The following is a 26,317-nucleotide window of genomic DNA, read 5'->3' as shown; positions in this document are numbered from 1 at the left end:
GGGCGCGTCGCATTCGTACGATCGGGAGCGGCACCGCGCATACGGACGCCTCCGGCGTGCGGCGCACGGCCCACTGGCCGAGACTGGGCCCACATGCGCGACATCGCGTCGCACGAGGAGGCGACATGGGCTGGTTGTGGGCAATCATCGTGGGCCTGGTGCTCGGTGTGATCGCGAGGGCGATCCTGCCCGGCAAACAGAACATCCCACTCTGGCTGACGACGGTCTTCGGGATCCTCGGCAGCGTCCTCGGCAATGCCGTGGCCACCTGGATCGGTGTCAACAACACCAAGGGCATCGACTGGACACGCCATCTGCTCCAGCTGATCGGCGCGGTGGTCGTCGTCGGTCTCGGCGACATGCTGTGGACGTCGTTCCGCCGCACCAGACAGAGGGCCTGAGCCGGGCGGAGGACCCGAGCCCGAGCGAAAGGTGGGCCCCTGGCCCCCACGCGTGTGCGGCCGGACACGCGTCACGCGTGCCCGGCCGCACTACCGATGTCCGCCGGCCGGTGACCAGCCGATGTCCGTCCGCCGGGAAATCAGCCGGTGACCTCGACGGCGGCGAGGTTCTTCTTGCCCCGGCGCAGCACCAGCCACCGCCCGTGCAGCAGCTCCTCGCGGTCCGGTGCGCTCTCGCCGTCCGTGACCTTGACGTTGTTCACGTACGCACCGCCCTCCTTCACCGTGCGGCGGGCGCCCGACTTGCTCGGCGCCAGGCCGACCTCCACCAGGAGGTCCACCAGCGGGCCGAGCTCGGTGACCCGCGCGTGCGGCACCTCGGACAGCGCGGCGCTCAGCGTCGCCTCGTCCAGCTCGCCCAGCTCGCCCTGGCCGAAAAGCGCCTTCGACGCCGCGACGACCGCGGCGCACTGGTCGGCGCCGTGCACCAGCGTCGTCAGCTCCTCGGCCAGTGCGCGCTGCGCCGTCCGGGCCTGCGGACGCTCCTCGGTGACCTTCTCCAGCTCCGCCAGCTCCGCGGGGCTCTGGAAACTGAGGATGCGCATGTACCGGGAGATGTCCCGGTCGTCCACGTTCAGCCAGAACTGGTAGAACGCGTACGGCGTCGTCATCGCCGGGTCGAGCCAGACGGCCCCGCTCTCGGACTTGCCGAACTTGGTCCCGTCCGCCTTCGTCATCAGCGGGGTCGCCAGCGCGTGCACCTCGGCACCCGGCTCCAGGCGGTGGATCAGGTCGAGGCCGGCGGTGAGGTTGCCCCACTGGTCGCTGCCGCCCTGCTGGAGGGTGCAGCCGTAGCGCCGGTACAGCTCCAGGAAGTCCATGCTCTGGAGCAGCTGGTAGCTGAACTCGGTGTAGCTGATGCCCTCGTCGGACTCCAGCCGCCGGGCGATGGAGTCCTTGGTCAGCATCTTGTTGACCCGGAAGTGCTTGCCGATGTCACGGAGGAACTCGATCGCGGACATGCCCGCGGTCCAGTCCAGGTTGTTCACCATGACCGCCGCGTTCTCGCCCTCGAAGGACAGGAACGGCTCGATCTGGGACCGCAGCCGCGACACCCAGTCGGCGACCGTCTCCGGGTCGTTCAGCGTCCGCTCGGCGGTCGGCCTCGGGTCACCGATCTGTCCCGTGGCCCCGCCCACCAGGGCCAGCGGCCGCAGCCCGGCCCGCTGGAGCCGGCGCATGGTGAGCACCTGCACCAGATGGCCGACGTGCAGACTCGCCGCAGTGGGGTCGTAGCCGCAATAGAACGTGACGGGACCGTCCGCGAGAGCCTTGCGCAGTGCGTCCTCATCAGTGGACTGGGCGAACAGCCCACGCCACTTCAGCTCGTCGACGATGTCCGTCACGTTTCTTTCTCTCCTCAGATGTGTGTCGAATGGCAACAGCAAGTCTAAGGGCTGTCCTGTCAACCCCTGGTGGATCGGCGTCCGGCGTCGGATGCGGTGCACCGCAAGGCGGAGGGGCGCCCGAATACCGGAGGTATCCGGGCGTTCCGAGAACGCGGCGCGGTGCCGCAGCTGTCGTCGCACGAAGGCCAGGGATTACGGGACGGCCCCGGGCGGGTCACACCCCCGGACTCACCGAACTCATGTTGAAGTCCGGGATCCGCAGCGCGGGCATGGCGGCCCGGGTGAACCAGTCGCCCCACTCGCGCGGCAGCGTCTTCTCCGTACGGCCCGCCTCCGCGGCCCGCGACAGCAGGTCCACCGGCGACTCGTTGAACCGGAAGTTGTTCACCTCGCCGACGACCTCGCCGTCCTCGACGAGATATACCCCGTCGCGGGTCAGCCCGGTCAGCAGGAGTGTCGCCGGATCGACCTCCCGGATGTACCACATGCAGGTCAGCAGCAGCGCGCGGCCGGCCGTCGCGGCCACCATCTCGTCCAGCGACCGCTCACCCCCGCCCTCCAGCACCAGGTTGTCGATCGCCGGCGCGACCGGCAGCCCGGTCAGCCCCGCCGTGTGCCGGGTGGTCGTCAGCTGCTCCAGCCTGCCGTCCCGGATCCAGTCGGTCGACGTCAGCGGCAGACCGTTGTCGAAGACGGAGGCACCGTCCCCCGAGGCATGGGCGATCACGAACGGCGCCGACTCCAGGCCCGGTGCGTGCGGGTCGCTGCGCAGCGACAGCGGCAGCTCGGACAGGGTCTCGCCGAGCCTCGTCCCGCCACCCGGCTTGGAGAACACCGTCCGGCCCTCCGCGGCATCCCGTGCCGTCGAGGACCACAGCTGGTAGATCAGCAGATCGGCGACGGCGGTCGGCGGCAGCAGCGTCTCGTACCGCCCGGCGGGCAGCTCGATACGGCGCTCCGCCCAGCGCAGCCGCTGCGCCAGCTCCGCGTCGAGCCCGGCGGGGTCGACGTCCTTGAAGTCGCGCGTCGAGAGGCCCGCCCAGGACGACCGGGACCGGTCGGGGGACTTGGCGTTGAGCTCCAGCGTCCCGTTCGGCTGGTCGTGGCGCAGCCGCAGCCCCGTCGACGTACCGAGGTAGGTCGAGGTCAGCTGGTGGTGGGCGAAGCCGTACAGCTCACGGCCGCCGGACCGGGCCCGGGCGAAGGCGTCGCCGAGCGTCGGGGCGAACTCCGCGAAGACGTCCGAGCCCGTCTCGGCCGGCGCGTCCGTGAAGCCGGGCGACGTGGGGACCCCGCTGACCAGCGGCTGTGCGTCCTCCGCAGGACCGGCCCCGCGCGCGGCCGCCTCGGCGGCCCGTACCAGCGGCTCCAGGTCGTCGGCGGTGACCGCGGACCGCGAGACCACGCCGGACGCGGTGCCCTGCGCACCGTCGACGGTCGCGACGACGGTCAGGGTCCGTCCCCGCGTCACGCCGTTCGTGGTGAGCGCGTTGCCGGCCCAGCGCAGATTGGCGGACGACTCCTCGTCGGCGATGACCACACAGCCGTCGGCGGTGGACAGTTCGAGCGCCCGCTCGACGATCTCGTGCGGCTTGCTGACGCGGCTCATCGTCCGGCCTCCTGCGTCGTGTTGAGGATGTTCACGCCCCGGAAGAGGGCGGCGGGGCAGCCGTGCGAGACGGCCGCGACCTGGCCGGGCTGGGCCTTGCCGCAGTTGAAGGCGCCGCCCAGGACATACGTCTGCGGGCCGCCGACCTTCTCCATCGAGCCCCAGAAGTCCGTCGTCGTCGCCTGGTACGCGACGTCGCGCAGCTGACCGGCCAGCCTGCCGTTCTCGATGCGGAAGAACCGCTGCCCGGTGAACTGGAAGTTGTAGCGCTGCATGTCGATCGACCAGGACCGGTCGCCGACCACATAGATCCCGCGCTCCACCCCGCCGATCAGATCCTCCGTGGACAGCCCGTCCGGATCCGGCCGCAGCGAGACGTTCGCCATCCGCTGGACGGGGACGTGGGCGGGCGAGTCCGCGTACGCGCAGCCGTTGGACCGGCCCAGACCCGTCAGCTTCGCGATCCGCCGGTCCAGCTGGTACCCGACCAGCGTCCCGTCCTTGATCAGGTCCCAGGACTGCGCCTCGACACCCTCGTCGTCGTACCCGACGGTCGCGAGCCCGTGCTCGGCGGTGCGGTCGCCCGTCACATTCATCACGGGGGAGCCGTAGGCCAGCTTCCCCAGCTGGTCGAAGGTGGCGAACGAGGTCCCGGCGTACGCCGCCTCGTACCCCAGCGCCCGGTCCAGCTCGGTGGCGTGGCCGATCGACTCGTGGATGGTCAGCCAGAGGTTGGACGGGTCGACGACCAGGTCGTACGTCCCCGCCTCGACGCTCGGCGCCCGCATCTTCTCGGCCAGCAGCCCGGGAATCCGCTCCAGCTCGCCGTCCCAGTCCCAGCCGGTCCCGGTCAGGTACTCCCAGCCGCGGCCCACCGGCGGGGCGATCGTCCGCATCGAGTCGAACTCACCGGTGGTCCCGTCCACGGCGACCGCGGTGAACTGCGGATGCAGCCGCACCCGCTGCTGGGTGGTGACGGTGCCCGCCGTGTCCGCGTAGAACTTGTTCTCGTGGACGGTCATCAGCGAGGCGTCCACATGGGCGACCCCTTCCCCGCCCAGGAGCCGGCTGCTCCACTCGGCGAGCAGCCCCGCCTTCTCCTCGTCCGGTACGTCGAAGGGATCGATCTCGTAGGCCGAGACCCAGGTCCGCTCGCCGTGCACCGGCTCGTCCGCCAGCTCGACCCGCTCGTCGGACCCGGCCGCCGCGATCACCTTCGCGGACAGCTTGGCCATGGCGACGGCCTGCGAGGCCACCTTCGCCGCGGCGTCCATCGTCAGATCCACGCCCGACGCGAACCCCCACGCCCCGCCGTGCACCACACGGACCGCGTACCCGAGATCGGTGGTGTCCGAGGTCCCGGCGGGCCGGGCGTCCCGCAACCGCCAGGACGCGCTGCGCACCCGCTCCAGGCGGAAGTCGGCATGCACGGCACCCAGCGCACGCGCGCGGGCGAGTGCCGCGTCGGCGAGGGCCCGCAGCGGCAGGGCGAGGAACGACTGGTCTACCTCGTGGGGCACAGGGAATTCCCTTCTCGATACACCACGGCAGTGAACCACGCCGGACGGTGACCGCACCCGGTGATATCGGGCGTCGCCCGCCCGTGGGCGGATGCGGCGCGGTGCGGCGGAGAACCTCTGTAGGAACCCCACAGTGCCCGGGGTGAGGCGCTGTCAGGGGCCGATTCCCCGTGGGGCGGGTGGTACCGATAGGTTTTCGAGGTACCAGACCGCTATCGAAAGGGTGATCCGTTGAGCCGCTCGGTTCTCGTCACCGGAGGAAACCGAGGCATCGGCCTCGCCATCGCCCGCGCTTTCGCCGACAACGGCGACAAGGTCGCGATCACGTACCGCTCGGGCGAGCCCCCCCAGATCCTCACCGAGGCGGGCGTTCTGGCCGTCCGGTGCGACATCACCGACGCCGAACAGGTGGAGCAGGCATACAAGGAGATCGAGGACACGCACGGTCCCGTCGAGGTACTGGTCGCCAACGCCGGTATCACCAAGGACCAGTTGCTGATGCGGATGTCCGAGGAGGACTTCACGTCCGTACTCGACACCAACCTCACCGGCACCTTCCGGGTCGTCAAGCGTGCCAACCGCGGCATGCTGCGCGCGAAGAAGGGCCGCGTCGTCCTCATCTCCTCCGTCGTCGGGCTCCTCGGCTCGGCCGGGCAGGCGAACTACGCCGCCTCCAAGGCGGGTCTGGTCGGCTTCGCCCGGTCGCTGGCCCGTGAACTCGGCTCGCGGAACATCACTTTCAACGTCGTCGCACCTGGTTTCGTCGACACCGACATGACCCAGGTGCTCACCGAGGAGCAGCGCAAGGGCATCGTGTCCCAGGTGCCGCTCGGCCGCTACGCGCAGCCCGAGGAGATCGCCGCCGCAGTGCGCTTCCTCGCCTCCGACGACGCGTCGTACATCACTGGAGCCGTCATCCCCGTTGACGGCGGATTGGGCATGGGTCACTGATCACCATGAGCGGAATTCTCGACGGCAAGCGCATCCTCATCACCGGTGTGCTGATGGAGTCGTCCATCGCCTTCCACACCGCCAAGGTGGCCCAGGAGCAGGGCGCCGAGGTCATCCTGACCGCCTTCCCCCGGCCCACGCTGACGGAGCGCATCGCCAAGAAGCTGCCGAAGCCGGCCAAGGTCATCGAGCTGGACGTGACCAACACCGAGCACCTCGACCGCCTGGCCGGGCTGGTCCGTGACGAGCTCGGTTCGCTCGACGGCGTCGTGCACTCGATCGGCTTCGCGCCGCAGGACGCGCTCGGCGGCAACTTCCTGAACACCCCGTTCGAGTCCGTCTCCACCGCGATGCACGTCTCGGCGTTCTCGCTGAAGTCGCTCGCCATGGCCTGCAAGCCGCTGATGAGCGAGGGCGGCTCGATCGTCGGCCTCACCTTCGACGCGCAGTTCGCCTGGCCGCAGTACGACTGGATGGGCCCGGCCAAGGCCGCGCTGGAGGCAACCTCCCGCTACCTCGCCCGTGACCTGGGCAAGGACGACATCCGCTGCAACCTGATCTCGGCCGGACCGATCGGCTCCATGGCCGCGAAGTCCATCCCGGGCTTCTCCGAGCTCGCGGACGTGTGGAACACCCGCTCCCCGCTGTCCTGGAGCATGGCGGACCCCGAGCCGGCCGGCCGCGGTGTCGTCGCCCTGCTTTCGGACTTCTTCCCGAAGACCACGGGAGAGATCATCCACGTCGACGGCGGCGTGCACATGATGGGCGCCTGACCTCTTACGACCGGCTGTGACACGGCCGCGTACCGCCTTTGAACAGGCGGTACGCGGCCGTCGTACGTCTGCGTCCGGCCCGGCCCGCTCAAGTCGAAAAGATGGTCGATCCACCGCAGAATGTGGTGGAACCGGACTTCTGGTCAGGCTGCGGGGAGGAGGTCGCCATGTGCTCCACACGTCGCCGGACCTGGGCCCTGCCTGCGGCCTCCATGGTCGTGGCCGGACTGGTCGCCCCCTGGGGCGTATCCGTCATATCCACGGCGGGCCGGGCCGGAGCCGGGGCATCGGCCCCCGACGCTCCCCTGCCCGATCCCGCCGGATCCGAATGCCGGACGTCGGTCCGGGGCTCCCAGGTCGTCGCCTACTGCCACAACCCCTACCCCTCCACCGACCGCGTGCAACTGCACACCGAATGCCGCCGCTGGTGGGACATGGACGCGGACGCGGTCCCGGTCGACGTGGGGCCGGGCCGGACCGTGCGGCTCGACGACCGCTGCTGGAAGGAAGTCGGCTCCGTCTGGATCACCCACCGGATCCAGGGTTCCGTCTGACGATTCCTTCGACGCTCCTCCGGTGTTCTCCGCGGCGCGGCTCGACGCGCCCCCTCACACCCGGTCCACCAGACAGCTCAACGCATGGCTCGCGGCCTCCGCCGCCGCCGTCTCCGCGTCCCCGGCCCGGATCGCCTCGACCAGCCGGCCGTGGTCCATGTGGTTCTCCGGCCGCAGCTCCTGGCCGACATCGCCCCTGAGGTAGTCGCGCAGCAGATCGCCCAGATCGGCGTAGAGGCCGGTCAGCACGTCGTTGTGCGAAGCCGCGACCACGGCCAGGTGCAGCGTCGCGTCCGCCGCGACGAATGCCTCGGCGTCGCCCGCGGCCCAGGTCTCCTCACGGCGTGCCATGAGCGCGTCCAGCTGCTTCAGATCCCGCTCGGTGCGCCGGGCGGCGGCCAGCCGTGCCGCCGACGACTCCAGCGTGGAGCGCAGCTCGGCGACATGGCGCGGATCGGCGGCGGCGAAGCGGCGGTGCATGACCCCGGCCAGTTCGCTGGTGGCGACGACATAGGTGCCCGAGCCCTGCCGGATGTCGAGCAGGCCGTTGTGCGCGAGCGCGCGCACGGCCTCGCGGACCGTGTTGCGGGCCACGCCCAGCTGCTCCACCAGCTCGGGCTCGGTGGGGATCCGTGAACCCACGGGCCACTCGCCCGAGGTGATCTGATTCCTCAGCTGGGCAATCACCTGGTCGGCGAGTGCCGAACGCCGCGGAGACGTCAGCGCCATGGTGCTCCTTGCTCGGGTTGCTCGGGTTGCTCGGGTTGCTGGGTGAGGGGTGAGGAGGGAGGGGTGAGGAGGGAGGAAGAGAAGCGAGCGGGACGGGGGTGCTCTCCCGGTGGTGAATGGTCTCAGAGCAGTATGCGGAGGATTGGACAATCAATCATCCCATGATTCTATGATGACCCCATGCCCGACGACGAGATCCAGCCGCAGAACCGGACCCGGACCCTGAGTCCCGCCACCACAGCGGACACCCCTGCGAAAACCCCGGCCCCGCAAGCCTCTTCCGCCCCGCAGACCGCACAGGCCATGCAGGCCGCTCCCGGTCCCTCCCCGTGGCTGCTCCGGCTGGTCGCCATCGGTCTCGTCCTCGCCGCGCTCAACCTCCGCCCCGCCATCACCAGCCTCGGCGCCCTCCTCGAAGAGGTGCAGGACGGGCTGCACATGAGCGGCAGCGTCGCCGGGATCCTCACCTCCGTACCGCCGCTCTGCTTCGCGGTCTTCGGCGTCATGGCGCCGCGCCTCGCCCGCCGCTTCGGCCCGGGGGCGATCGTCTGCGTCGGCATGATCGCCATCACGGCCGGTCTGGTGATCCGGCCGCTCGTCGGCGGCACGGCAGGCTTCCTCGCCGCGAGCGCCCTCGCCCTCATGGGCATCGCCGTCAGCAATGTGCTGATGCCAGTGATCGTCAAGCGCTGGTTCCCGGACCGCGTCGGTCCGATGACCGGGCTCTACTCGATGGCCCTGGCCCTCGGCACCTCGCTCGCCGCCGCCGTGACCGTGCCCATGACCAGCGCGCTGGGCGGCAGCTGGAGGGCGGGCCTCGGCATGTGGGCCGTGCTCGCCACGGCCGCGATCCTGCCCTGGATTCCGCTGGTACGGGAGCGGCGCGACGCCCCGGGGAGGCCCGCCGCCCACCACAACGACGCCCCGGCGCTCAGGATCACCCGCAGCCGTACCGCGTGGGGCCTCGCCTGTTTCTTCGGCCTGCAGGCCACCGCCGCGTACATCACCATGGGATGGATGCCGCAGATCTTCCGTGACGCGGGCGTCTCGGCCGGTACGGCGGGTGTCCTGCTGGCCGTGACCATGGCGATGGGCGTGCCTCTCGCGTTCGTCATACCCCGGGTCGCCGCCGGTATGAGGAACCAGGGCCCGATCGTCGTCGTCCTCGGCGCCTGCGGCCTCATCGGCTATGCGGGCCTCTACCTCGCACCGGCCGGCGGGGCCTGGGCCTGGGCGCTGCTGCTCGGCATCTCGAACTGCGCCTTCCCGCTCGCCCTGACCATGATCGGCATGCGGTCCCGCAGTGGCGCCGGCGTGGTCCGGCTTTCCGCGTTCGCGCAGTCCACCGGCTATCTGATCTCGATCCCGGGCCCGCTGCTCGTCGGCGTGCTCCACCAGCACAGCGGCGGCTGGGGGCTGCCGATCGCGCTGATGGCCGGCCTCATGGTGCCGCAGATGGCGGCCGGGGTTCTGGCCGGGCGGGACCGGACGATCGAGGACGAGTGCTGAGATGCGAGACTGAGCCCATGTCTCCTGTGCTCGACCCGAATCCCCAGAACGGTCAGAAGAAGCTGCTCCTCGTGCTCGGGGCGATGCTGCTGGTCACCGTGGTCATCGCGGTGATCGCCTCGGTCGCGTCCCCCTGAAACCCGCCCGGCCCCCGATTCCGCCGGTTCCGCGACTCCGCCCGCCCCCTTCCCGAAGCGCGCGGTCGCGTACGGTCCGACGGCCGGTGGTGCCGGGGGTGGGGCTAGCACCACTGTCCCCTAGGGGGACAGGGTCAGGGTGAAGTGGGTGGGTCACCGGATGGGGCGGGCTGCTCCGTGTCCGTAGGTTCTGAGTATCAGAATCCACGACTCACGGAGGCGGGCATGTCGGCCCCTATGCACACCCGGTCCACCCACTCGGCCACGGGCAGTGTCGAGGTCAGGCTGCCGTGGTGGGCCATCGCGCTGCCCGCGATCGCGTTCGCCGCGCTCCTGCTGTTGATCGTGGGATCCGAGGACACGAGCGTGGCGACGGCCGACCCCGCGATCGGCCGGTTGTTCGAGCGCATCGCGGCCCTGGTGTCCGGCTGACGGTTTCCACGCAGCCTGTGGAAGCCCTTCAACACCCTGCGCCGGGCGGCACATTTCGTGCGAAGCTGAGGTGTATGAGCGTCGATACACCTCGCAGGATCGTCCTTCTCAGGCACGCAAAGGCGGAATGGTCGCAGGACTCCGACCATGAGCGGCCACTCACGGAGCGCGGCCGCAAGGATGCCCCCGTCGCAGGCCGCAGACTCGTCGACTCCGGGATCGTTCTCGATCTGGCCCTCTGCTCGACCGCCGCGAGGACGCGCGAGACGTGGAAGCTGGCGGTGCACGAGATGCCGCACCGTCCCAGGACCGTGTACGAGGAGCGACTGTACGAGGCGTCTCCCGGCGAACTGATCGCCCTGATCAACGAGACCCCCGACGACGTGCGCGACCTGCTCGTCATCGGCCACAACCCCGGGATGCACGCGGTCGCCGACGCCCTCTCGGAATCGGCCGAGGGCGATGCCCTGGCCCGGATGAACCGCGGCGGCTTCCCGACCGCCGCCTTCGCCGTCGTGGAGTTCACCGGCTCCTGGAAGGGCGTGGAGCACGGAGTGGGCAAGCTGATCGAGTACTGGACACCCAACGACTGATTCCGCCGCCGTACGGTTCCCGCTGCCGCACGGCCGCTGACGTCCCACAGCCCTCGACGTGCCGCGGTTCACGGCGTGCCGCGGTTCACGTCCCCGTACGAGCAGGGCCCCGGTGCGGAAACCACCGGGGCCCTGTTTGTTACGGGGACGTGCCTCACTCGACGAGACCGTCGGCGGCCTCGACCTCCTCGCGCGTGATGCCCAGCAGATACAGCACGGTGTCCAGGAACGGCACGTTCACCGCGGTGTGCGCGGCCTCGCGGACCACCGGCTTGGCGTTGAAGGCCACCCCGAGCCCGGCCGTGTTCAGCATGTCGAGGTCGTTCGCACCGTCGCCGATCGCGACGGTCTGCGCCAGCGGCACCCCGGCCTGCTCGGCGAAACTGCGCAGCAGCCGGGCTTTGCCGGCCCGGTCGACGATGTCGCCGACGACCCTGCCGGTGAGCTTTCCGTCGACCACTTCCAAGGTGTTGGCGGAGGCGAAGTCGAGCCCGAGCCGCTCCTTCAGATCGTCGGTGACCTGGGTGAACCCGCCCGAGACCACGCCCACTTGGTAGCCGAGCCGCTTCAGCGTACGGATCAGGGTGCGGGCCCCCGGTGTCAGCCGCACCTCGGCGCGCACCTTGTCCACCACCGACACATCGAGCCCCGCCAGCAGCGCCACCCGTGCGTGCAGCGACTGCTCGAAGTCGAGCTCGCCGCGCATCGCCTGCTCGGTCACCTCGGCGACCTTGTCCTCGCAGCCGGCGTGGGCGGCGAAGAGCTCGATGACCTCGTCCTGGATGAGCGTCGAGTCGACGTCCATGACGACCAGCCGCTGCGCCCGGCGGCTCAGCCCGGCCGAGACGACCGCGACATCGACACCGATCCCCGCGGACTCCGTCGCCAGCGCCGTCCGCAGCTCCTCGGTCCCGGTGCCGGAGACGGCGAACTCGACCGCCGTGACCGGGTACTTCGCGAGCCGGAAGATCCGGTCGATGTTCCCGCCGGTCGAAGTGATCCTGGCCGCTATGGCGGCGGTCGACTCCGCGGTCAGCGGGTGCCCGAGCACCGTCACATGGGAACGTCCGTAGCCACGCGGGCGGTTGTCACCCGTACCGGAGATGATCTCGGCCTGCAGTTTCAGCGAGCCGGCCCAGCTGTGCACGGTCGCCCGCAGGTCGCCCTCGGTGGTGCCGCCGGCGGTCGGGTAGGTGACCAGCGCGCACAGGACGATGCGGCCACGGGTGACGACCTGCTCGATGTCGACGACATCGACCGAGTAGGCGGCGAGGGTGTCGAAGAGCCCGGCGGTGATCCCGGGGCGGTCCTTCCCGAAGATCTTCACGAGAAGGGTAGGTGTGTCCGTGCCCTGACGGGACTCAGGGAGCTCAGGAGACGGGGAGGACTGAGGTGGCTGAGATGCGCTCATGGTGCTCCCACCGTATCGGTCCGATCGATGGCACCGGGGGCCCGTCCCGAAGGCCGGACAGCGCGTCGTCCGGTTCTCTGTGCTCGCCGCCGCGCTCCCGCCCGCCCGGAACACCGTGCGATGACGGACAGGACACGCGTGGGCACGTCCGGCGACCGCGGACGCATCCGGGGGAGTGCGCGCGAGGCCGGAGCATCCTGGATCGATCCGTTCACTCACCGTTCGTACGCACTCGCGCGCCTGCCGGGCTCCGTGCCGGTCATTCGTGGGCCGACGGCGCAACACCGCAGGTCTCGGCGGGGCCTTCACCCCGCCCGACTTTCGTATCGGGGACCGCTCCTGGAATAGTTCCCCACGATGTTCAGCATCCCTAGACTCCCTGCAACGGGGGTAACTCGGGGGACAACTAGTGGGGCGCGGAGTGCCGGAACTCGTACTGGAATTGAATGGCAGGACCTGGACGCTCGATCCGTCCAGGCCGTACACCCTGGGTCGTGATCCGCAGGGTGACCTGGTGATCGACGACGCCAGGGTCTCGTGGCGGCATGCCACGATCAGCTGGGGGGGCCGGAGTTGGTTCATCGAGGACCACGGCAGCACCAACGGCACCTATGTGCAGGGCCGGAGAGTCCACCAGCTGGAGATAGGCCCCGGCTCCGCCGTGCACCTGGGCAATGCCACTGACGGACCGCGGCTGAGCGTCGCCGCCGCCGCGGGTGCCGATGCGTACAGCGGGCAGGGCGCGGGTGCGCAGCAGGCCCCCGGCCGGCCGGCCCAGCAGGGAGGCGCGGGCCGGCCCGGCGGGCAGGCCGCCCCGGCTCCGCAGCCGCAGCAGGGCTGGCAGCAGAATCCTCAGGCCCAGCCGCAACAGCAGCCCGCGCAGCCCCAGCAGCCCCAGGTCCCGCATCAGCAGGGCATGGCGGAGACACCCGGCGCGGGCCGGCCCGGCGGTGCCGCGGGGGCCCCGCCGATCTACGGCGACCGCAACCCGACCACGTTCCACCAGGTGGCCCTCGGCCGCGTCATGCGTATCGGCCGTGCGCTCGAGAACGAACTGGTCGTCTCCGACCTCCAGGTCTCGCGCCACCACGCCGAATTCCACGCGACGCCCGACGGCCGCTTCGAGATCCGTGACCTCGGGTCCCACAACGGCACCTACGTCAACGGCCAGCCGCTCTCCAAGTCCGGCTCCGCGCTCATCGGCCCGAACGACGTCGTCGGCGTCGGTCACTCGGCCTTCCGCCTGGTCGGGGACCGGCTGGAAGAGTTCGTCGACACCGGTGAGGTCTCCTTCTCCGCCCGCCACCTCACGGTGACGGTCGACGGTGGGAAGCAGATCCTCAAGGACGTCTCCTTCGGCGTCCCGGAGAAGTCGCTCGTCGCGGTCATCGGCCCGTCCGGATCCGGCAAGTCCACCCTGCTCAAGGCGCTCACCGGCTACCGGCCCGCCAACCAGGGGGACGTCCTCTACGACAACCGGAACCTGTACAAGCAGTTCGCCGAGCTGCGCCAGCGCATCGGTCTGGTCCCGCAGGACGACATCCTGCACAAGGAACTCACCGTCACCAAGGCTCTCAAGTACGCGGCCAAACTCCGCTTCCCCGCGGACACCACCGAGGCCGAACGCGAGGCCCGGATCCTCGAAGTCCTCGCCGAGCTCAAGCTCGACATCCACAAGGACAAGAAGGTCACCTCGCTCTCCGGCGGCCAGCGCAAGCGTGTCTCCGTGGCCCTGGAGCTGCTCACCAAGCCGTCGCTGATCTTCCTGGACGAGCCGACTTCCGGCCTCGACCCGGGCATGGACCGCGATGTCATGCAGCTGCTGCGCGGCCTGGCCGACGACGGCCGTACGGTCCTCGTCGTCACCCACTCCGTCGCCGAGCTGGCCCTCTGCGACAAGCTGCTCGTCATGGCACCGGGCGGCTCCGTCGCCTACTTCGGCCCCCCGGAGGAGGCGCTCAACTTCTTCGGCTACACCACCTGGGCCGATGTCTTCTCCGCGTTCGAGAACTACCGCGACTACGACTGGGCGGGCCGCTGGCGCGGTTCGCAGCACTACCAGATGTACGCGGCGGACATCGACGCCGTCGCCGTGCAGTCCGCGCACATGCCGACTCCGCAGCAGATGCGCCCGCCGAAGCCGCAGGGCTGGACGGTTCAGCTGTGGACACTGATCCGCCGCTACATCTCGGTGATCGCGTCCGACAAGGGCTTCATGGGCCTGATGGTGATCCTGCCCGCCGTGCTCGGCGTCGTCAGCGTGGTCATCCCGGCCACCTTCGGCCTGGCCCCGCCGAAGCCGCCGTCCCGGTTCAACGGGGCCGCCGGAACGATCATGCTGATCCTCGCGGTCGGCATGTGCTTGTCCGGCGCGGCCAACTCCGTACGAGAACTGATCAAGGAACGCGTCATCTACGAACGGGAACGGGCCACCGGTCTCTCCCGTTCCGCCTATCTGATGTCCAAAGTGATCGTCCTCGGTGTGATCACGGCCATCCAGGGCGTCATCATCTGCGGCATCGGGTTCGCCACCCGTGAGCTGCCCGCAGAGGGCCTGATCATGCCGCCGGCCGTCGAGCTCTGCCTGACGATCACCGTGCTCGGCTTCACCTCGATGATGTTCGGCCTGGTCATCTCCTCGCTGGTGAAGACCGCCGAGAAGACCATGCCGCTGCTGGTCATGTTCGCGATCGTCCAGATCGTCTTCACCGGCATCCTCTTCCAGGTCTACGGATCGCCCGGCCTGGAGCAGGTCGCCTGGCTGATGCCGTCCCGCTGGGCCATCGCCGGCGTGGGTACGACGCTCGACCTCTCGCACCTCATGGCACCGTGGGACCCGAAGAACCCGGCCGACCTGGACCCGTTGTGGGAGCACTCGGCCGGCCAGTGGGGGATCGACATCTCGGTGCTGCTGCTCCTCGGCATCATCTGCGGCATCGTGGTCGCGCGGCTGCTGCGCCGCCACGAGCCGGAGGTCATGCGCAAGTAGGCGCGGCCACCGGCACGGAACGCCGAAGGGCGGCACCCCGCGCGGGGTGCCGCCCTTCGGCGTGTGCGCATGTGGATCCGCAGGCCGTCCGAGGACGTCCGGAGCCGATCAGTACGCGCTGTTGACGTTGTCGATCGAGCCGTAGCGGTCGGCGGCGTAATTGGCCGCCGCGGTGATGTTGGCGACCGGGTCGTAGATGTTCGAGGAGGTGCCGGAGACGTGGTACGCGTTGAAGGTTGGCTGGATGACCTGCAGCAGACCGCAGGACGGGGTGCCGTTCTTGGCGTTGATGTCCCAGCCGTTGACCGCGTTCGGGTTGCCGGTGGACTCCCGCATGATGTTGCGGTGCAGGCCGTCGTACGAGCCGGGGATGCCGCGCGTCTTCATGATGTCCAGGGCCTGCCTGATCCAGCCGTCCAGGTTGTTGGCGTAGACCGGGGTACGGACCTCGGAACGGCTGGCGGCCTGCGTGCCGGTGCGCTTCTCGGCGACGGCCTCGGCCTTCGCCCGGGCCTTGGCCTCGGCCTGCGCCTTGACCTCGGCCGCGGCGGCAGCCTTGGCCTTCGCGGCGGCCTGCGCCTTCGCCTCGACCGCGGCGGCCTTCTTGGCCCTCGCGAGGTCCGCGGCCTTCACCAGCTTCTCGGCGGTGGAGTGCTGCTCGATGAGGCTGGCCTGCAGTGCCTTGGCCTGCGGGGTACCGGCGGCCGACGCGAGGACCACGGGGGCGGCGGACACAGGGGCCGAGGCCTCGGGCTTGCCTTCGGCATTGGCGGGGACGAGCGAGAAGGAGAGGGAGGCGACGGCGACGGCGGAGATGCCCGCGACGGAGAGCTTCTGGGTCTTGTTCAGACGACGGCGGCGGCCGGGGATGCTGGACTCGGACATGCAGACGTACCTCTTCGAATAGCGGGAGTCCTCACGGAGGACGAAGACGGGAGGCGGTGTGTTCGCATCTCCGTCGGGGACGAGTGCAATTCTTAGCGCCAGCAAAATGGCGTGGCAAAGGTGTGACGTACGATTCCGGGTAGTGGATCACGGCCCTGCTCGAAGGTGGCGTCCCGTGCTCATGCCTACTGATGCGGTGTTTATGTATCCACTAGCAGGCTTCGTAAGTGACGTGGGTCCTATGCCCGGCCTCACATCGGCCGGATAACGAACTCACCACTGGTTGCTCAAGCAATTCGGAGTGTGAGGGTCCGGTCCCGGATCCGACGGATGGACGTCCCCGGACTCGTGCCGGAGGCAGCGGTGCACGCGTACGGCAGGGCAGCAGCGGTGTACGCGTACGGCGGGACAGGGGTGCAGGCGTACGGCGGGACAGCGCCCGTCCCCGCTCGCGAGGGATCCGGTCCCTCCGCCCGCTCCCACCCGCCACCACGGGGCACTTCGCCCCGGGCCGACGGGTCCCGTGCCGGTCCTCACGTCCGGGGCGGGTTCCTCGCCGGTCCCCGCCCCGGACGGGCCGGACCTAGTCCCTGCGCCCTAATCGGCAGCCGTCCACAGGCCGATACGGCGTCCGTACCCCCGCCGGTACGGTGAGGCCATGAGCCATCGCCCACCGTCGGGCCTCGCAGCGGTGAGTGCCGCGCTGCTCGCCATGAGCCGGCATCTCGAAATGCGCGACGTCCTGAAGACGATCGTCGCCTCGGCCCGCGAACTGCTGGACGCCGAGTACGCCGCGCTGGGCGTGCCCGACGACCACGGCGGCTTCGCGCAGTTCGTCGTCGACGGCGTCAGCGACGAGCAGTGGAAGGCCATCGGCCCCCTGCCCCGGCAGCACGGCATCCTCGCCGCGATGCTCCACCAGGCGAAGCCCGAGCGCCTCGCCGATGTCCGAAAGGACCCCCGTTTCGAGGGCTGGCCCGACGCCCACCCCGACATGTCCGACTTCCTCGGCCTGCCCATCCGGGACGGCGACGAGATCATCGGCGCACTCTTCCTCGCCAACAAGCGCTGCCCCAAACCCGAGGGCAGCTGCGGTTTCACCGCCGAGGACGAGGAACTGCTGTCGATCCTCGCCCAGCACGCGGCGATCGCCCTCACCAACGCCCGGCTGTACGAACGCAGCCGGGAGCTCACCATCGCCGAGGAGCGCTCCCGGCTCGCCCATGAGCTGCACGACGCGGTCAGCCAGAAGCTGTTCTCGCTGCGGCTGACGGCCCAGGCCGCCACCGCATTGATCGACCGCGACCCGGCCCGCGCCAAGGGCGAGCTCCACCAGGTCGCCGCGCTCGCCGCGGAAGCCGTGGAGGAGCTGCGCGCCGCCGTCGTGGAACTGCGCCCGGCCGCGCTCGACGAGGACGGTCTCATCGCCACCCTCCGCACCCAGATCCAGGTTCTGGACCGCGCCCACTGCGCCCGGGTCACCTTCGAGAGCCTGGGCGTGCGAGCCCTGCCCGCCGCCCAGGAGGAAGCGCTGCTCCGGGTCTCCCAGGAGGCCCTGCACAACGCGCTGCGCCACTCGGGGGCCGAGCACGTCGGCGTCACGCTCGCCCGGCACGGCAGCGGCACGCTGCTGCGGATCACCGACGACGGCAGCGGCTTCGAACCCGCGGCCACCCGGCAGGCAGGCCGCCACCTGGGCCTGGTGTCGATGCGGGACCGCGCGAGCGGGGTCGGCGGCAGGCTCACCGTTGAATCGGCGCCCGGCAAGGGCACCACGATCGAGATGGAGGTACCCGGTGGCTGACAAGATCATCAGGGTGCTGCTGGTCGACGACCACCAGGTGGTCCGCCGCGGTCTGCGTACGTTCCTTGAGGTACAGGACGACATAGAAGTGGTCGGTGAGGCGTCCGACGGCGCGGAAGGGGTGGCCAGGATCGAGGAGCTCCGTCCCGATGTCGTCCTGATGGACATCAAGATGCCCGGCACGGACGGGATCGAGGCCCTGCGCAGGCTCCGCGAGCTGGAGAACCCGGCCAAGGTCCTCATCGTCACCAGCTTCACCGAACAGCGCACCGTGGTCCCCGCGCTACGGGCCGGAGCTTCCGGTTATGTATACAAGGACGTCGACCCGGACGCCCTGGCCGGCGCCATCCGCTCGGTGTACGCGGGCCACGTCCTGCTCCAGCCGGAGGTCGCGGGCGCCCTGCTCGCCCAGGACGACGGAGGCAGCGGTACGGGCCGGGGGAGCACTCTCACCGAGCGGGAGCGGGAAGTGCTGGGCCTGATCGCCGACGGCCGCTCCAACCGCGAGATCGCGCGAGCGCTGGTCCTCTCCGAGAAGACCGTCAAGACGCACGTCTCGAACATCCTGATGAAGCTGGATCTCTCGGACCGGACCCAGGCGGCCCTCTGGGCCGTCCGGCACGGGGCGGCGGGCTGACCCGCACCGAAGCGGCGCATCTTCCTCCGGACCGAGATTCATACTGTCGGGTGTATGTCACCCGGACGGCGCAACCTGTTCGACTCGGGGGCGTTCTCCAGGGTGCTGCGGCGATCGGCCGCAGCCACGCTAGGAGGATCCTGAAGTGAAGAACCTGAAGAAGGCCGCTGCCGTCACCCTGCTCGCCGGCGGAATCATCGCCGCCGGTGCCGGTGCGGCCTCCGCCGCAGGCCACGGCGCGGACGCCCACGGTGCCGCGACCCACTCCCCGGGTGTGGTCAGCGGCAACGTCGTCCAGGTCCCGGTGAACGTCCCGGTGAATGTGGTCGGCAACACCGTCAATGTGATCGGCCTGCTCAACCCGGCCTTCGGGAACTTCGGCCTGAACGGCTGACCGGCCCCACGGTCCTGTGTCGCCGGACGGGCGCGTCGAACTCCGTCCGGCACACGCTCGGCCCGTCCGGCGACACCGTCCCGGCCCGTCCGGCGATCGAGGACGCAGGACGGCACCCGGGCGGCCGGGCGGGGCAAGGGGTGCTCCCGCCCGGCCGCCCGGCCCTACCGCTCCCGTTCCCTCTCCTCCACATACGCGTTGTACGCGGCAACCTGCGCCCGTCGAGCCACCCGCTCCACCGGCCTCAGCGCCTCCCCCCGCGCCGCGATCTCCGACGCGCTCACCGCACCGCCGTGCCCGTTCTCGTGCGCCACCGTGATCAGCAGCCCGACCCGCTGCGCCAGCTCCAGCACCCGCACCGCCCGCGGCGGATATCCCGGAGCCAGCACCTCGCGCCCCCGCTCCGTCCGCGCCCGGTACGCATCCACCGCCGCCTCGGCCACCGGCCCGGAGCCGGCCACGTCCAGCCGCGACAGCACCGCCGTCGCGTCCCGCAGCGCCTCGGCGAGCTCCCGCTCCGCCTCACCCAGCGACGGCACATCGGCCGGCGGCGCCTCCCGTACCGGCAGACAGCGCCACACCACCTCGACGTGCACATCCCCCTCCCGCCCCGCCTCACGGACCTCGGGAACCAGCCCGTACGGCGCACCGAACGCGACCACCGCCTCCTCGGCCTCCAGCGCTCGCGCGTTGAAGTCCGGCGGACCGCTCAGCCCCAGCGGGTGTCCGGGTGCCGGCAGCGCGACCCGGAATCCGGTCACCCCCAGACCCCGCAACCGCCCGAGCGCCAGCGTGAGCCCGACCGGCCCCGCCTCACCCGGCAGCCCCTCCACGCGGTGGACCGCGTCCTCCCCGACAATCGCGAGCACCGCGTCGTCCGGCGACGCGAGTCCCGCCAGAAGCGCGTTTCCCCAAGCGGCCAGCAGCCCTGAGCGTGGTTCCGAAAGCATGGGAACAGCCTAGGGAACGGACCAGGGGCCTGTCCTCACACGGGCCCAGCGCCTGAGGCACTCCCGAGGTGGCGTAGATTTCCCTGGGAGCTGTGCCCACAGGCACGCGACGATCTCGACACTGCATGGGGAGACAACGCGCCATGAGCGATGTACTGGAGCTGGTGGACGTATCCGTGGTCCGCGACGGACGCGCTCTGGTGGACGACGTCTCCTGGCAGGTCAAGGAGGGGGAGCGCTGGGTCATCCTCGGCCCGAACGGCGCCGGCAAGACCACCCTCCTCAACATCGCGTCCAGCTACCTCTTCCCGAGCACCGGCACCGCCAGAATCCTCGGCGAGCAACTCGGCGGCGTCGGTACCGACGTCTTCGACCTCCGCCCCCGCATCGGCATCGCGGGCGTCGCCATGGCCGAGAAGCTGCCCAAGCGCCAGACCGTGCTGCAGACGGTGCTCACCGCCGCTTACGGCATGACCGCCACCTGGCACGAGAACTACGAAGCCGTCGACGAGGAGCGCGCCCGCGCCTTCCTCGACCGCCTCGGCATGACCGAGTACCTCGACCGCAAGTTCGGCACCCTGTCCGAGGGCGAGCGCAAGCGCACCCTGATCGCCCGCGCCATGATGACCGACCCCGAGCTGCTCCTCCTCGACGAGCCCGCCGCGGGACTCGACCTCGGAGGCCGTGAGGACCTGGTCCGCCGCCTCGGCCGACTGGCCCGCGACCCGTTCGCTCCCTCCATGATCATGGTCACCCACCATGTCGAGGAGATCGCCCCCGGCTTCACCCATGTCCTGATGATCCGCCAGGGCAAGGTGCTCGCCGCGGGCCCCATGGAGACCGAGCTCAGCTCCCGCAACCTCTCCCTCTGCTTCGGCCTGCCGCTCGTCGTCGAGCACACGGGCGACCGCTACACGGCCCACGGACTCCCGCTCTCGTAGAACCGGCAGAACCGGCAGAACCCGTAGAACGGGCGGACCCGCAGAACCCGTAGAACCTGTCGCACTCGCAGAACCGGTCTGGCCGGAACCTGTCGGGCACGACGCCCGCTTGCGCCCTGTCCGCGAGGGCACCCGCGGTCCTACCATGAACACGTGGACATCGACGCGTGGGTGTGGTGGCTGATCGGCGCTGCGGGACTGGGCATCCCGCTCGTCCTGACCGCGATGCCCGAGTTCGGGATGTTCGCCGTCGGAGCGGTCGTCGCGGCGGTCGTCGCGGCACTCGGCGGCGGCATCGTGGCCCAAGTACTGGTATTCGTCGCGGTCTCCGTGGCGCTCATCGCCGTGGTCCGGCCGATCGCCGCCAGACACCGTGCCGACCGGCCTCAACTCGCCACCGGTATCGACGCGCTGAAAGGCCGTCAGGCCGTCGTCCTGGAACGGGTCGACGGCAGCGGCGGCCGGATCAAGCTGGCCGGAGAGATCTGGTCCGCCCGCGCACTCGACGGGGACCAGAGCTTCGACCCGGGCCAACAGGTCGATGTCGTCGACATCGACGGTGCCACAGCAGTCGTCATGTGACCGAACCACCCACACGACAGAGCACGTTCTGTCAGACTCGAAGTCGATCATCATGAGAACGGGGCCGTCCAGACATACGGTCCCTCCCGCGATCTCGACCTCGATCATCGCGATCCGTCGGCAACCGAAGGGCAACGAGGAACACGATGCAACCGATCATCATCGTTCTGATCATTCTGGTGGTGCTCGTCTTCATCGCCCTGATCAAGACGATCCAGGTCATTCCGCAGGCCAGCGCCGCCATCGTGGAGCGCTTCGGCCGCTACACCCGCACGCTCAACGCGGGCCTGAACATCGTCGTTCCGTTCATCGACACGATCAGGAACCGCATCGACCTCCGTGAACAGGTCGTGCCGTTCCCTCCCCAGCCGGTGATCACCCAGGACAACCTGGTCGTCAACATCGATACGGTCATCTACTACCAGGTGACCGACGCGAGGGCCGCGACCTACGAAGTCGCCAGCTACATCCAGGCGATCGAGCAGCTCACCGTCACCACCCTCCGCAACATCATCGGTGGCATGGACCTGGAGCGGACCCTGACCTCCCGCGAGGAGATCAACGCGGCCCTCCGCGGAGTCCTCGACGAGGCGACCGGCAAGTGGGGCATCCGCGTCAACCGCGTCGAGCTCAAGGCGATCGAGCCGCCCACCTCCATCCAGGACTCGATGGAGAAGCAGATGCGCGCCGACCGTGACAAGCGCGCCGCGATTCTCCAGGCCGAAGGAACCCGGCAGTCCGCGATCCTCACCGCCGAGGGCGAGAAGCAGTCCGCGATCCTGCGCGCCGAAGGTGAGGCCAAGGCCTCGGCCCTGCGCGCCGAGGGCGAGGCCCAGGCCATCCGTACGGTCTTCGAGTCCATCCACGCCGGCGACCCGGACCAGAAGCTCCTCTCGTACCAGTACCTCCAGATGCTCCCGAAGATCGCCGAGGGCGACGCCAACAAGCTCTGGATCGTGCCCAGCGAGATCGGTGACGCCCTCAAGGGCCTCAGCGGAGCCTTCGGCAACCTCGGCAGCGGCGCCTCCGGATTCGACACCGGGAAGGAACGCCGGGAACAGCCCCCGGTCGACTGATGTGTACACGCCCTCGTGCATGATCAGTGCACCAACCACCGATCATGCACGGGGGATTCGCCATGACCACCTGGGAGATGCTCGCCGTCTTCGCCGCGGGCATCAGCGCCGGGACGATCAACGCGATCGTCGGATCGGGAACGCTGATCACCTTCCCCGTGCTGCTCGCCACCGGCCTGCCCCCGGTCACCGCCACCGTCTCCAACGCCCTCGGTCTGATCCCGGGCTCGATCAGCGGCGCCATCGGCTACCGGGAGGAACTCACCGGGCAGGCCCGCCGTGTCCTCAAGCTCGCCATCGGCGCCCTGATCGGCGGCCTCACCGGCGCGACCCTCCTGCTGACCCTGCCTTCCACGGCCTTCGAGACGATCGTGCCGATCCTGGTGGCCCTGGCCCTCGTCCTGGTCATCCTGCAACCCCGCATCAGCAAAGCGGTCCAGCGCCGACGCGAGAACTCGGGCATCCCCGCCCGCCCCGACGGCGGTCCGCTCCTTTTCGCCGGGCTGATGCTCGCCAGCGTCTACGGCGGCTACTTCACCGCCGCCCAAGGGATCATCTATCTCTCCCTGATGGGCATGCTGCTCGACGACACGATGCAGCGCCTCAACGCCGTCAAGAACGTCCTGGCCGCCGTCGTCAACAGCATCGCCGCGCTCTTCTTCCTCTTCGTCGCGGACTTCGACTGGACGGCCGTCGTACTGATCGCGGTCGGCTCCGCACTCGGCGGTCAGATCGGCGCCAAGGTCGGCCGCCGCCTCAGCCCCACCGTCCTGCGCGCCCTCATCGTCGCGGTCGGTACGGCCGCCATCGTCCAGCTGCTGCTCCGCTGACACACGGAAGCCCGCCCCCCACCAGGAGACGGGCTTCGGAGTACGACACCATGCGTAGCCCGACTACGCCGACTATGCCGCGGTGCGGTCCAGCCACTCCGGTAGTGCCGACCGCTCGCCGGCCCCCAGCGCCAGCAGCATCGCCTCTGCCGGAGACGGTACGAACGGCTGTCGCAGCAGCGGCATCCCCGCCTGCTCCGGCGTCCGGGCCGCCTTGCGGTGGTTGTCCTCGGCACAGGAAGCCACCGTGTTGAGCCAGGTGTCCTGACCGCCCTGGGCACGCGGCACCACATGGTCGACGGTGCTCGCCCGCCGCCCGCAGTACGCGCACCGGTGCTGGTCCCGGATCAGCACGCCCCTTCTGGACCACGGGGCCTGTCTTCGGAACGGCACCCTCACGTACCTGCAGAGCCTGATCACCCGGGGCACCGGGATGTCCACGGCGGCGCCTCGCATACGGAGATCGGGGTGCGACTGCTCGACGACGGCCTTGTCCTGCAGAATCAGCACCACCGCACGGTTCAGCGTCACCGTCGACAGCGGCTCGAAGCTCGCGTTCAGTACCAGCGTGTCCCGCATCCCGCCCACCTCCCGTGTGCCGCCCGCCCCCTGGCAGGCCCGGATCAACTCTGGCCGGGCAGGCCGTGATGGACAACGCAATAAAAATGCCCTGCCCTGGTCTCTCCAAGACCAGGGCAGGGCAAACGGCAGGTGAACTCCCGGCCCACCGGCTACTGGACGGGACCGGTGTATTCACCGATCAGCTGAGCACGGGCCAGCGTGTGGAACCGCAGATTGAATCCGACGACCGCGGGCGACGCATCGCTGTCGACACCGAGCTTCTCGCTGTCCACCGCGTACACGGTGAACACATAGCGGTGATTCTCCCCGGCCGGCGGAGCGGCACCGCCGAAGTCCTTCGACCCGTAGTCGTTGCGAACGTGCACGGCACCGGCGGGCAGCCCCTCGAACTTCCCGCCGCCCGCACCGGCCGGCAGCTCCGTGACCGACGCCGGGATGTCGAAGACCACCCAGTGCCAGAAACCGCTGCCCGTCGGAGCGTCGGGATCGAAACAGGTCACGGCGAAACTCCCGGTCCCGTCCGGGAACCCCTCCCACCGCAACTGCGGCGAAGTGTTCCCGGCCGCGAACACCTGGGCGTCCGCCAGGACCGCCCCGGGGGCGAGGTCCTCGCTCACCACCGTGAACGACGGCACCTCGGGATGGAAGTCGTGCGGCAGCGGCGCCCTTTTCCGCTCGGTCACGTCAGCACCTCTTCTGATCGCTCTACTGCTGTCGGCAGGTCTCCCACCGACCCTAGAGCCAGTTGCGCTGACCGCCGACCTGGGCGAGCCACTGATTGAGGTACGCCGCCCAGTCGGTCCCATGGAAGTCGTTCAGCCCGACCTTGAACGAGCGGTACGAGTCGCTGCCCTCGCTGAAGAGCCCCGACTTCTTGTCCATCTCCAGGACGACGTCCATCTCGCGGTCGTCCGCGACGAACGTCAGCTCCACCTGGTTCAGCCCGCGGTACTGCTGCGGCGGGAAGAACTCGATCTCCTGGTAGAACGGCAGCCGCTGGCGCGTACCGCGAATGTGGCCCCGCTCCATGTCCGCACTGCGGAAGCCGAAGCCGAGCTGCCCGAAGGCGTCGAGAATGGCCTGCTGGGCCGGCAGCGGATGCACATTGATCGGGTCGAGGTCGCCCGAGTCCAGCGCCCGCGCGATCTCCAGCTCCGTGGTCACGCCGATGTTCATGCCGTGCAGATGCTGACCGGCGAACATCGTGATGGGCGTCTCCCACGGGATTTCGAGACCGAACGGCACAATGTGCACGGCACCGGCCCGCACCTCGAACGCGCCGCCCAGCCGGAGCTTGGTGAACTCGATGTCCTGCTTGGTCTCCGTGTCGTGGCCCTCGACCTCGACCCGGGCCTGCAGACCGACGGAGAGCCCCTCGATCCGCTGATCCACGGATCCGCCCTGGACCCGTACCTCGCCCTGGACGACCCCTCCCGGTACGACATTGAGCTCGGTCAGCTCGGTCTCCACCGAAGCACCGCCGGCACCCATGCTCGCGAGCAGCCGCTTGAAGCCCATGTTTACTCCTCCTTGGTCCTGACCCCTAGATACGCGCCACGACCGCAGTCGGTTCCCGGTACCCTCGAACGCCATGATCGAGGGCCTGGACCGTACGCCACTGACACGCGCATTCTTCGACCGCCCCGTACTGGAGGTCGCCCCCGACCTCCTGGGCCGGACGCTGGTACGCACCACGTCCGAAGGCCCCATCGAACTCCGCCTCACCGAGGTGGAGGCCTACGCCGGCGAGATCGACCCCGGATCGCACGCGTTCAGAGGCCGCACCCCGCGCAACAGCGTCATGTACGGACCACCCGGCCACGCGTACGTCTACTTCACCTACGGCATGTGGCACTGCCTCAACCTGGTGTGCGGACCCGAGGGCAGGGCGAGCGGGGTGCTGCTGAGGGCCGGAGACATCCAGGTCGGGGCCGACCTCACTCGCAAACGTCGAGTCTCGGCCCGCAATGACAAGGAACTGGCCAAAGGCCCGGCTCGACTGGCCACCGCCCTCGACATCGACCGTGCGCTCGACGGGACCGACGTCATCACCCACCCCGGCGCCCAGCTGGTCGTACTGCAAGGCACCCCACCACCGCGCGACCAGGTACGCAGCGGCCCACGCACCGGAGTGGGCGGCGACGGATCCGTACATCCCTGGCGCTTCTGGATCGACGGAGATCGCACAGTGAGTCCCTACAGGGCCCACGTGCCACGCCGCCGCGCAACTTGACTCGCCCTTGGGCGCCGCCTAATGTAGCCCGAGCCGCTTGAAACGGGTACTGCTGTCGGTACGGTCCATCGGACCGCCCCGAGCATTCGGAAGCGGCCAACCACTACCTACGATTCACCCTGGCGGGTGCGAATTCGGCATGCCCGTAATTCGACCCCATCGACTCGATTATGAGTTGCCAAGAGGATCGGTTAATGTAGCGGAAGCCGAAAGGCAAGGCCACTCCAAAGGCCGCCGGAATTCAAATTCGGACCGGAAACGGAACGGAAAAGAATCTGGTAAGGTTGGAACCGCTGGAAAGGGAAACGCGAAAGCGAAGAACTGGAAAGCAACCCCGCTTCGACCGGGAATCGGACACGAAAGAGTCTGATAGAGTCGGAAACGCA

Annotated in this window: 27 protein-coding genes; 17 read left to right on the top strand and 10 right to left on the bottom strand. The window is 69.5% G+C overall.

What is annotated here, in order from left to right:
• Positions 1 to 125 precede the first annotated feature (125 nt).
• Positions 126 to 401, top strand: coding sequence for a GlsB/YeaQ/YmgE family stress response membrane protein (locus ACFVT1_RS31785; RefSeq protein WP_389801606.1), 276 nt, complete (start codon positions 126 to 128; stop codon positions 399 to 401).
• A gap of 140 nt (positions 402 to 541) precedes the next feature.
• Here the strand turns inward: ACFVT1_RS31785 and tyrS are convergent, their stop codons facing one another.
• The 3 genes from tyrS to ACFVT1_RS31770 all read right to left on the bottom strand — a co-directional run bounded on the left by tyrS (position 542) and on the right by ACFVT1_RS31770 (position 4,939).
• Complete coding sequence (tyrS, locus tag ACFVT1_RS31780) at positions 542 to 1,807, bottom strand: tyrosine--tRNA ligase (RefSeq protein WP_389801603.1); 1,266 nt, start codon at positions 1,805 to 1,807, stop codon at positions 542 to 544.
• Between the two features lie 217 nt (positions 1,808 to 2,024).
• Complete coding sequence (locus ACFVT1_RS31775) at positions 2,025 to 3,419, bottom strand: metallopeptidase TldD-related protein (RefSeq protein WP_389801600.1); 1,395 nt, start codon at positions 3,417 to 3,419, stop codon at positions 2,025 to 2,027.
• Positions 3,416 to 4,939: a TldD/PmbA family protein gene (locus ACFVT1_RS31770; RefSeq protein WP_389801597.1), complete on the bottom strand. Its 1,524-nt coding sequence runs from the start codon at positions 4,937 to 4,939 to the stop codon at positions 3,416 to 3,418. The genes ACFVT1_RS31775 and ACFVT1_RS31770 overlap by 4 nt, the downstream gene beginning before the upstream one ends.
• Positions 4,940 to 5,170: 231 nt before the next feature.
• On the opposite strand from ACFVT1_RS31770, the gene fabG reads away from it, so the two are divergent.
• The 3 genes from fabG to ACFVT1_RS31755 all read left to right on the top strand — a co-directional run bounded on the left by fabG (position 5,171) and on the right by ACFVT1_RS31755 (position 7,217).
• A complete protein-coding gene (gene fabG / locus ACFVT1_RS31765; RefSeq protein ID WP_362205871.1) occupies positions 5,171 to 5,890 on the top strand; it encodes a 3-oxoacyl-[acyl-carrier-protein] reductase in 720 nt (239 codons plus the stop codon).
• 5 nt (positions 5,891 to 5,895) lie between these two features.
• On the top strand, positions 5,896 to 6,663 hold the full coding sequence (gene fabI, locus ACFVT1_RS31760; protein ID WP_362205868.1) for an enoyl-ACP reductase FabI: 768 nt from the start codon (positions 5,896 to 5,898) through the stop codon (positions 6,661 to 6,663).
• A 167-nt stretch (positions 6,664 to 6,830) separates the two neighbouring features.
• On the top strand, positions 6,831 to 7,217 hold the full coding sequence (locus tag ACFVT1_RS31755; protein WP_389801593.1) for a hypothetical protein: 387 nt from the start codon (positions 6,831 to 6,833) through the stop codon (positions 7,215 to 7,217).
• A gap of 54 nt (positions 7,218 to 7,271) precedes the next feature.
• Here the strand turns inward: ACFVT1_RS31755 and ACFVT1_RS31750 are convergent, their stop codons facing one another.
• Positions 7,272 to 7,946: a FadR/GntR family transcriptional regulator gene (locus ACFVT1_RS31750; protein WP_389801590.1), complete on the bottom strand. Its 675-nt coding sequence runs from the start codon at positions 7,944 to 7,946 to the stop codon at positions 7,272 to 7,274.
• Between the two features lie 180 nt (positions 7,947 to 8,126).
• Between ACFVT1_RS31750 and ACFVT1_RS31745 the strand changes: the two genes are divergently transcribed.
• From ACFVT1_RS31745 to ACFVT1_RS31730, 4 genes are all read left to right on the top strand, one after another.
• The gene (locus ACFVT1_RS31745) at positions 8,127 to 9,455 is read left to right on the top strand and encodes a CynX/NimT family MFS transporter (protein ID WP_389801587.1); all 1,329 of its coding nucleotides are present in this window, start codon (positions 8,127 to 8,129) and stop codon (positions 9,453 to 9,455) included.
• A gap of 26 nt (positions 9,456 to 9,481) precedes the next feature.
• Positions 9,482 to 9,592, top strand: a complete 111-nt coding sequence (locus ACFVT1_RS31740) for an SGM_5486 family transporter-associated protein (protein WP_269812581.1) — start codon at positions 9,482 to 9,484, stop codon at positions 9,590 to 9,592.
• A gap of 225 nt (positions 9,593 to 9,817) precedes the next feature.
• A complete protein-coding gene (locus tag ACFVT1_RS31735; protein WP_389801584.1) occupies positions 9,818 to 10,024 on the top strand; it encodes a hypothetical protein in 207 nt (68 codons plus the stop codon).
• Between the two features lie 74 nt (positions 10,025 to 10,098).
• Positions 10,099 to 10,617 carry a histidine phosphatase family protein gene (locus tag ACFVT1_RS31730; protein ID WP_362205853.1) on the top strand — a complete coding sequence of 173 codons (519 nt, stop codon included), beginning with the start codon at positions 10,099 to 10,101 and terminating at the stop codon, positions 10,615 to 10,617.
• A 154-nt stretch (positions 10,618 to 10,771) separates the two neighbouring features.
• Here ACFVT1_RS31730 and serB read toward each other — a convergent pair whose 3' ends face one another.
• Positions 10,772 to 12,028: a phosphoserine phosphatase SerB gene (gene serB, locus ACFVT1_RS31725; protein WP_389801581.1), complete on the bottom strand. Its 1,257-nt coding sequence runs from the start codon at positions 12,026 to 12,028 to the stop codon at positions 10,772 to 10,774.
• A gap of 409 nt (positions 12,029 to 12,437) precedes the next feature.
• Here serB and ACFVT1_RS31720 point away from each other — a divergent pair, with 409 nt between their 5' ends.
• Positions 12,438 to 15,017: an FHA domain-containing protein gene (locus ACFVT1_RS31720; RefSeq protein ID WP_389801579.1), complete on the top strand. Its 2,580-nt coding sequence runs from the start codon at positions 12,438 to 12,440 to the stop codon at positions 15,015 to 15,017.
• A 108-nt stretch (positions 15,018 to 15,125) separates the two neighbouring features.
• On the opposite strand, the gene ACFVT1_RS31715 is transcribed toward ACFVT1_RS31720, so the two are convergent.
• On the bottom strand, positions 15,126 to 15,902 hold the full coding sequence (locus ACFVT1_RS31715; protein ID WP_389801576.1) for a transglycosylase SLT domain-containing protein: 777 nt from the start codon (positions 15,900 to 15,902) through the stop codon (positions 15,126 to 15,128).
• Positions 15,903 to 16,560: 658 nt separating this feature from the next.
• Here ACFVT1_RS31715 and ACFVT1_RS31710 point away from each other — a divergent pair.
• The 3 genes from ACFVT1_RS31710 (at position 16,561) to ACFVT1_RS31700 (ending at position 18,737) form a co-directional block, all read left to right on the top strand.
• Entirely contained in the window at positions 16,561 to 17,706 is a 1,146-nt protein-coding gene (locus ACFVT1_RS31710; protein ID WP_389801573.1) for a GAF domain-containing sensor histidine kinase, read from the top strand.
• Entirely contained in the window at positions 17,699 to 18,343 is a 645-nt protein-coding gene (locus ACFVT1_RS31705; protein ID WP_389801570.1) for a response regulator, read from the top strand. The genes ACFVT1_RS31710 and ACFVT1_RS31705 overlap by 8 nt, the downstream gene beginning before the upstream one ends.
• A 145-nt stretch (positions 18,344 to 18,488) precedes the next feature.
• A complete protein-coding gene (locus ACFVT1_RS31700) occupies positions 18,489 to 18,737 on the top strand; it encodes a chaplin family protein (RefSeq protein ID WP_389801567.1) in 249 nt (82 codons plus the stop codon).
• A gap of 164 nt (positions 18,738 to 18,901) precedes the next feature.
• On the opposite strand, the gene ACFVT1_RS31695 is transcribed toward ACFVT1_RS31700, so the two are convergent.
• Positions 18,902 to 19,687, bottom strand: coding sequence for a hypothetical protein (locus ACFVT1_RS31695; RefSeq protein WP_389801564.1), 786 nt, complete (start codon positions 19,685 to 19,687; stop codon positions 18,902 to 18,904).
• Between the two features lie 143 nt (positions 19,688 to 19,830).
• On the opposite strand from ACFVT1_RS31695, the gene ACFVT1_RS31690 reads away from it, so the two are divergent.
• The 4 genes from ACFVT1_RS31690 to ACFVT1_RS31675 all read left to right on the top strand — a co-directional run bounded on the left by ACFVT1_RS31690 (position 19,831) and on the right by ACFVT1_RS31675 (position 23,116).
• The gene (locus ACFVT1_RS31690; protein ID WP_389801562.1) at positions 19,831 to 20,628 is read left to right on the top strand and encodes an ABC transporter ATP-binding protein; all 798 of its coding nucleotides are present in this window, start codon (positions 19,831 to 19,833) and stop codon (positions 20,626 to 20,628) included.
• Between the two features lie 153 nt (positions 20,629 to 20,781).
• On the top strand, positions 20,782 to 21,210 hold the full coding sequence (locus tag ACFVT1_RS31685) for an NfeD family protein (RefSeq protein WP_389801559.1): 429 nt from the start codon (positions 20,782 to 20,784) through the stop codon (positions 21,208 to 21,210).
• Between the two features lie 146 nt (positions 21,211 to 21,356).
• Positions 21,357 to 22,286, top strand: coding sequence for an SPFH domain-containing protein (locus tag ACFVT1_RS31680; protein ID WP_389801556.1), 930 nt, complete (start codon positions 21,357 to 21,359; stop codon positions 22,284 to 22,286).
• Between the two features lie 62 nt (positions 22,287 to 22,348).
• Positions 22,349 to 23,116, top strand: a complete 768-nt coding sequence (locus ACFVT1_RS31675) for a sulfite exporter TauE/SafE family protein (RefSeq protein WP_389801554.1) — start codon at positions 22,349 to 22,351, stop codon at positions 23,114 to 23,116.
• 72 nt (positions 23,117 to 23,188) lie between these two features.
• Here the strand turns inward: ACFVT1_RS31675 and ACFVT1_RS31670 are convergent, their stop codons facing one another.
• From ACFVT1_RS31670 to ACFVT1_RS31660, 3 genes are all read right to left on the bottom strand, one after another.
• Entirely contained in the window at positions 23,189 to 23,695 is a 507-nt protein-coding gene (locus ACFVT1_RS31670) for an HNH endonuclease (RefSeq protein ID WP_093895792.1), read from the bottom strand.
• A gap of 152 nt (positions 23,696 to 23,847) precedes the next feature.
• Positions 23,848 to 24,381 carry a YbhB/YbcL family Raf kinase inhibitor-like protein gene (locus tag ACFVT1_RS31665; protein WP_389801551.1) on the bottom strand — a complete coding sequence of 178 codons (534 nt, stop codon included), beginning with the start codon at positions 24,379 to 24,381 and terminating at the stop codon, positions 23,848 to 23,850.
• Between the two features lie 52 nt (positions 24,382 to 24,433).
• Positions 24,434 to 25,216, bottom strand: coding sequence for a sporulation protein (locus ACFVT1_RS31660; RefSeq protein WP_389801548.1), 783 nt, complete (start codon positions 25,214 to 25,216; stop codon positions 24,434 to 24,436).
• 73 nt (positions 25,217 to 25,289) lie between these two features.
• Between ACFVT1_RS31660 and ACFVT1_RS31655 the strand changes: the two genes are divergently transcribed.
• Positions 25,290 to 25,931 (top strand): DNA-3-methyladenine glycosylase, encoded by a 642-nt coding sequence (locus tag ACFVT1_RS31655; protein ID WP_389801545.1) that lies wholly within the window; start codon positions 25,290 to 25,292, stop codon positions 25,929 to 25,931.
• Positions 25,932 to 26,317: the final 386 nt, after the last annotated feature.

Origin of the sequence: Streptomyces sp. NPDC057963, assembly GCF_042887155.1 — a bacterium.
In the GTDB taxonomy this organism is placed as follows: domain Bacteria; phylum Actinomycetota; class Actinomycetes; order Streptomycetales; family Streptomycetaceae; genus Streptomyces.
The sequence above is the reverse complement of the archived record's forward strand: the minus strand, read 5'-3'. Positions and strand labels throughout refer to the sequence as shown.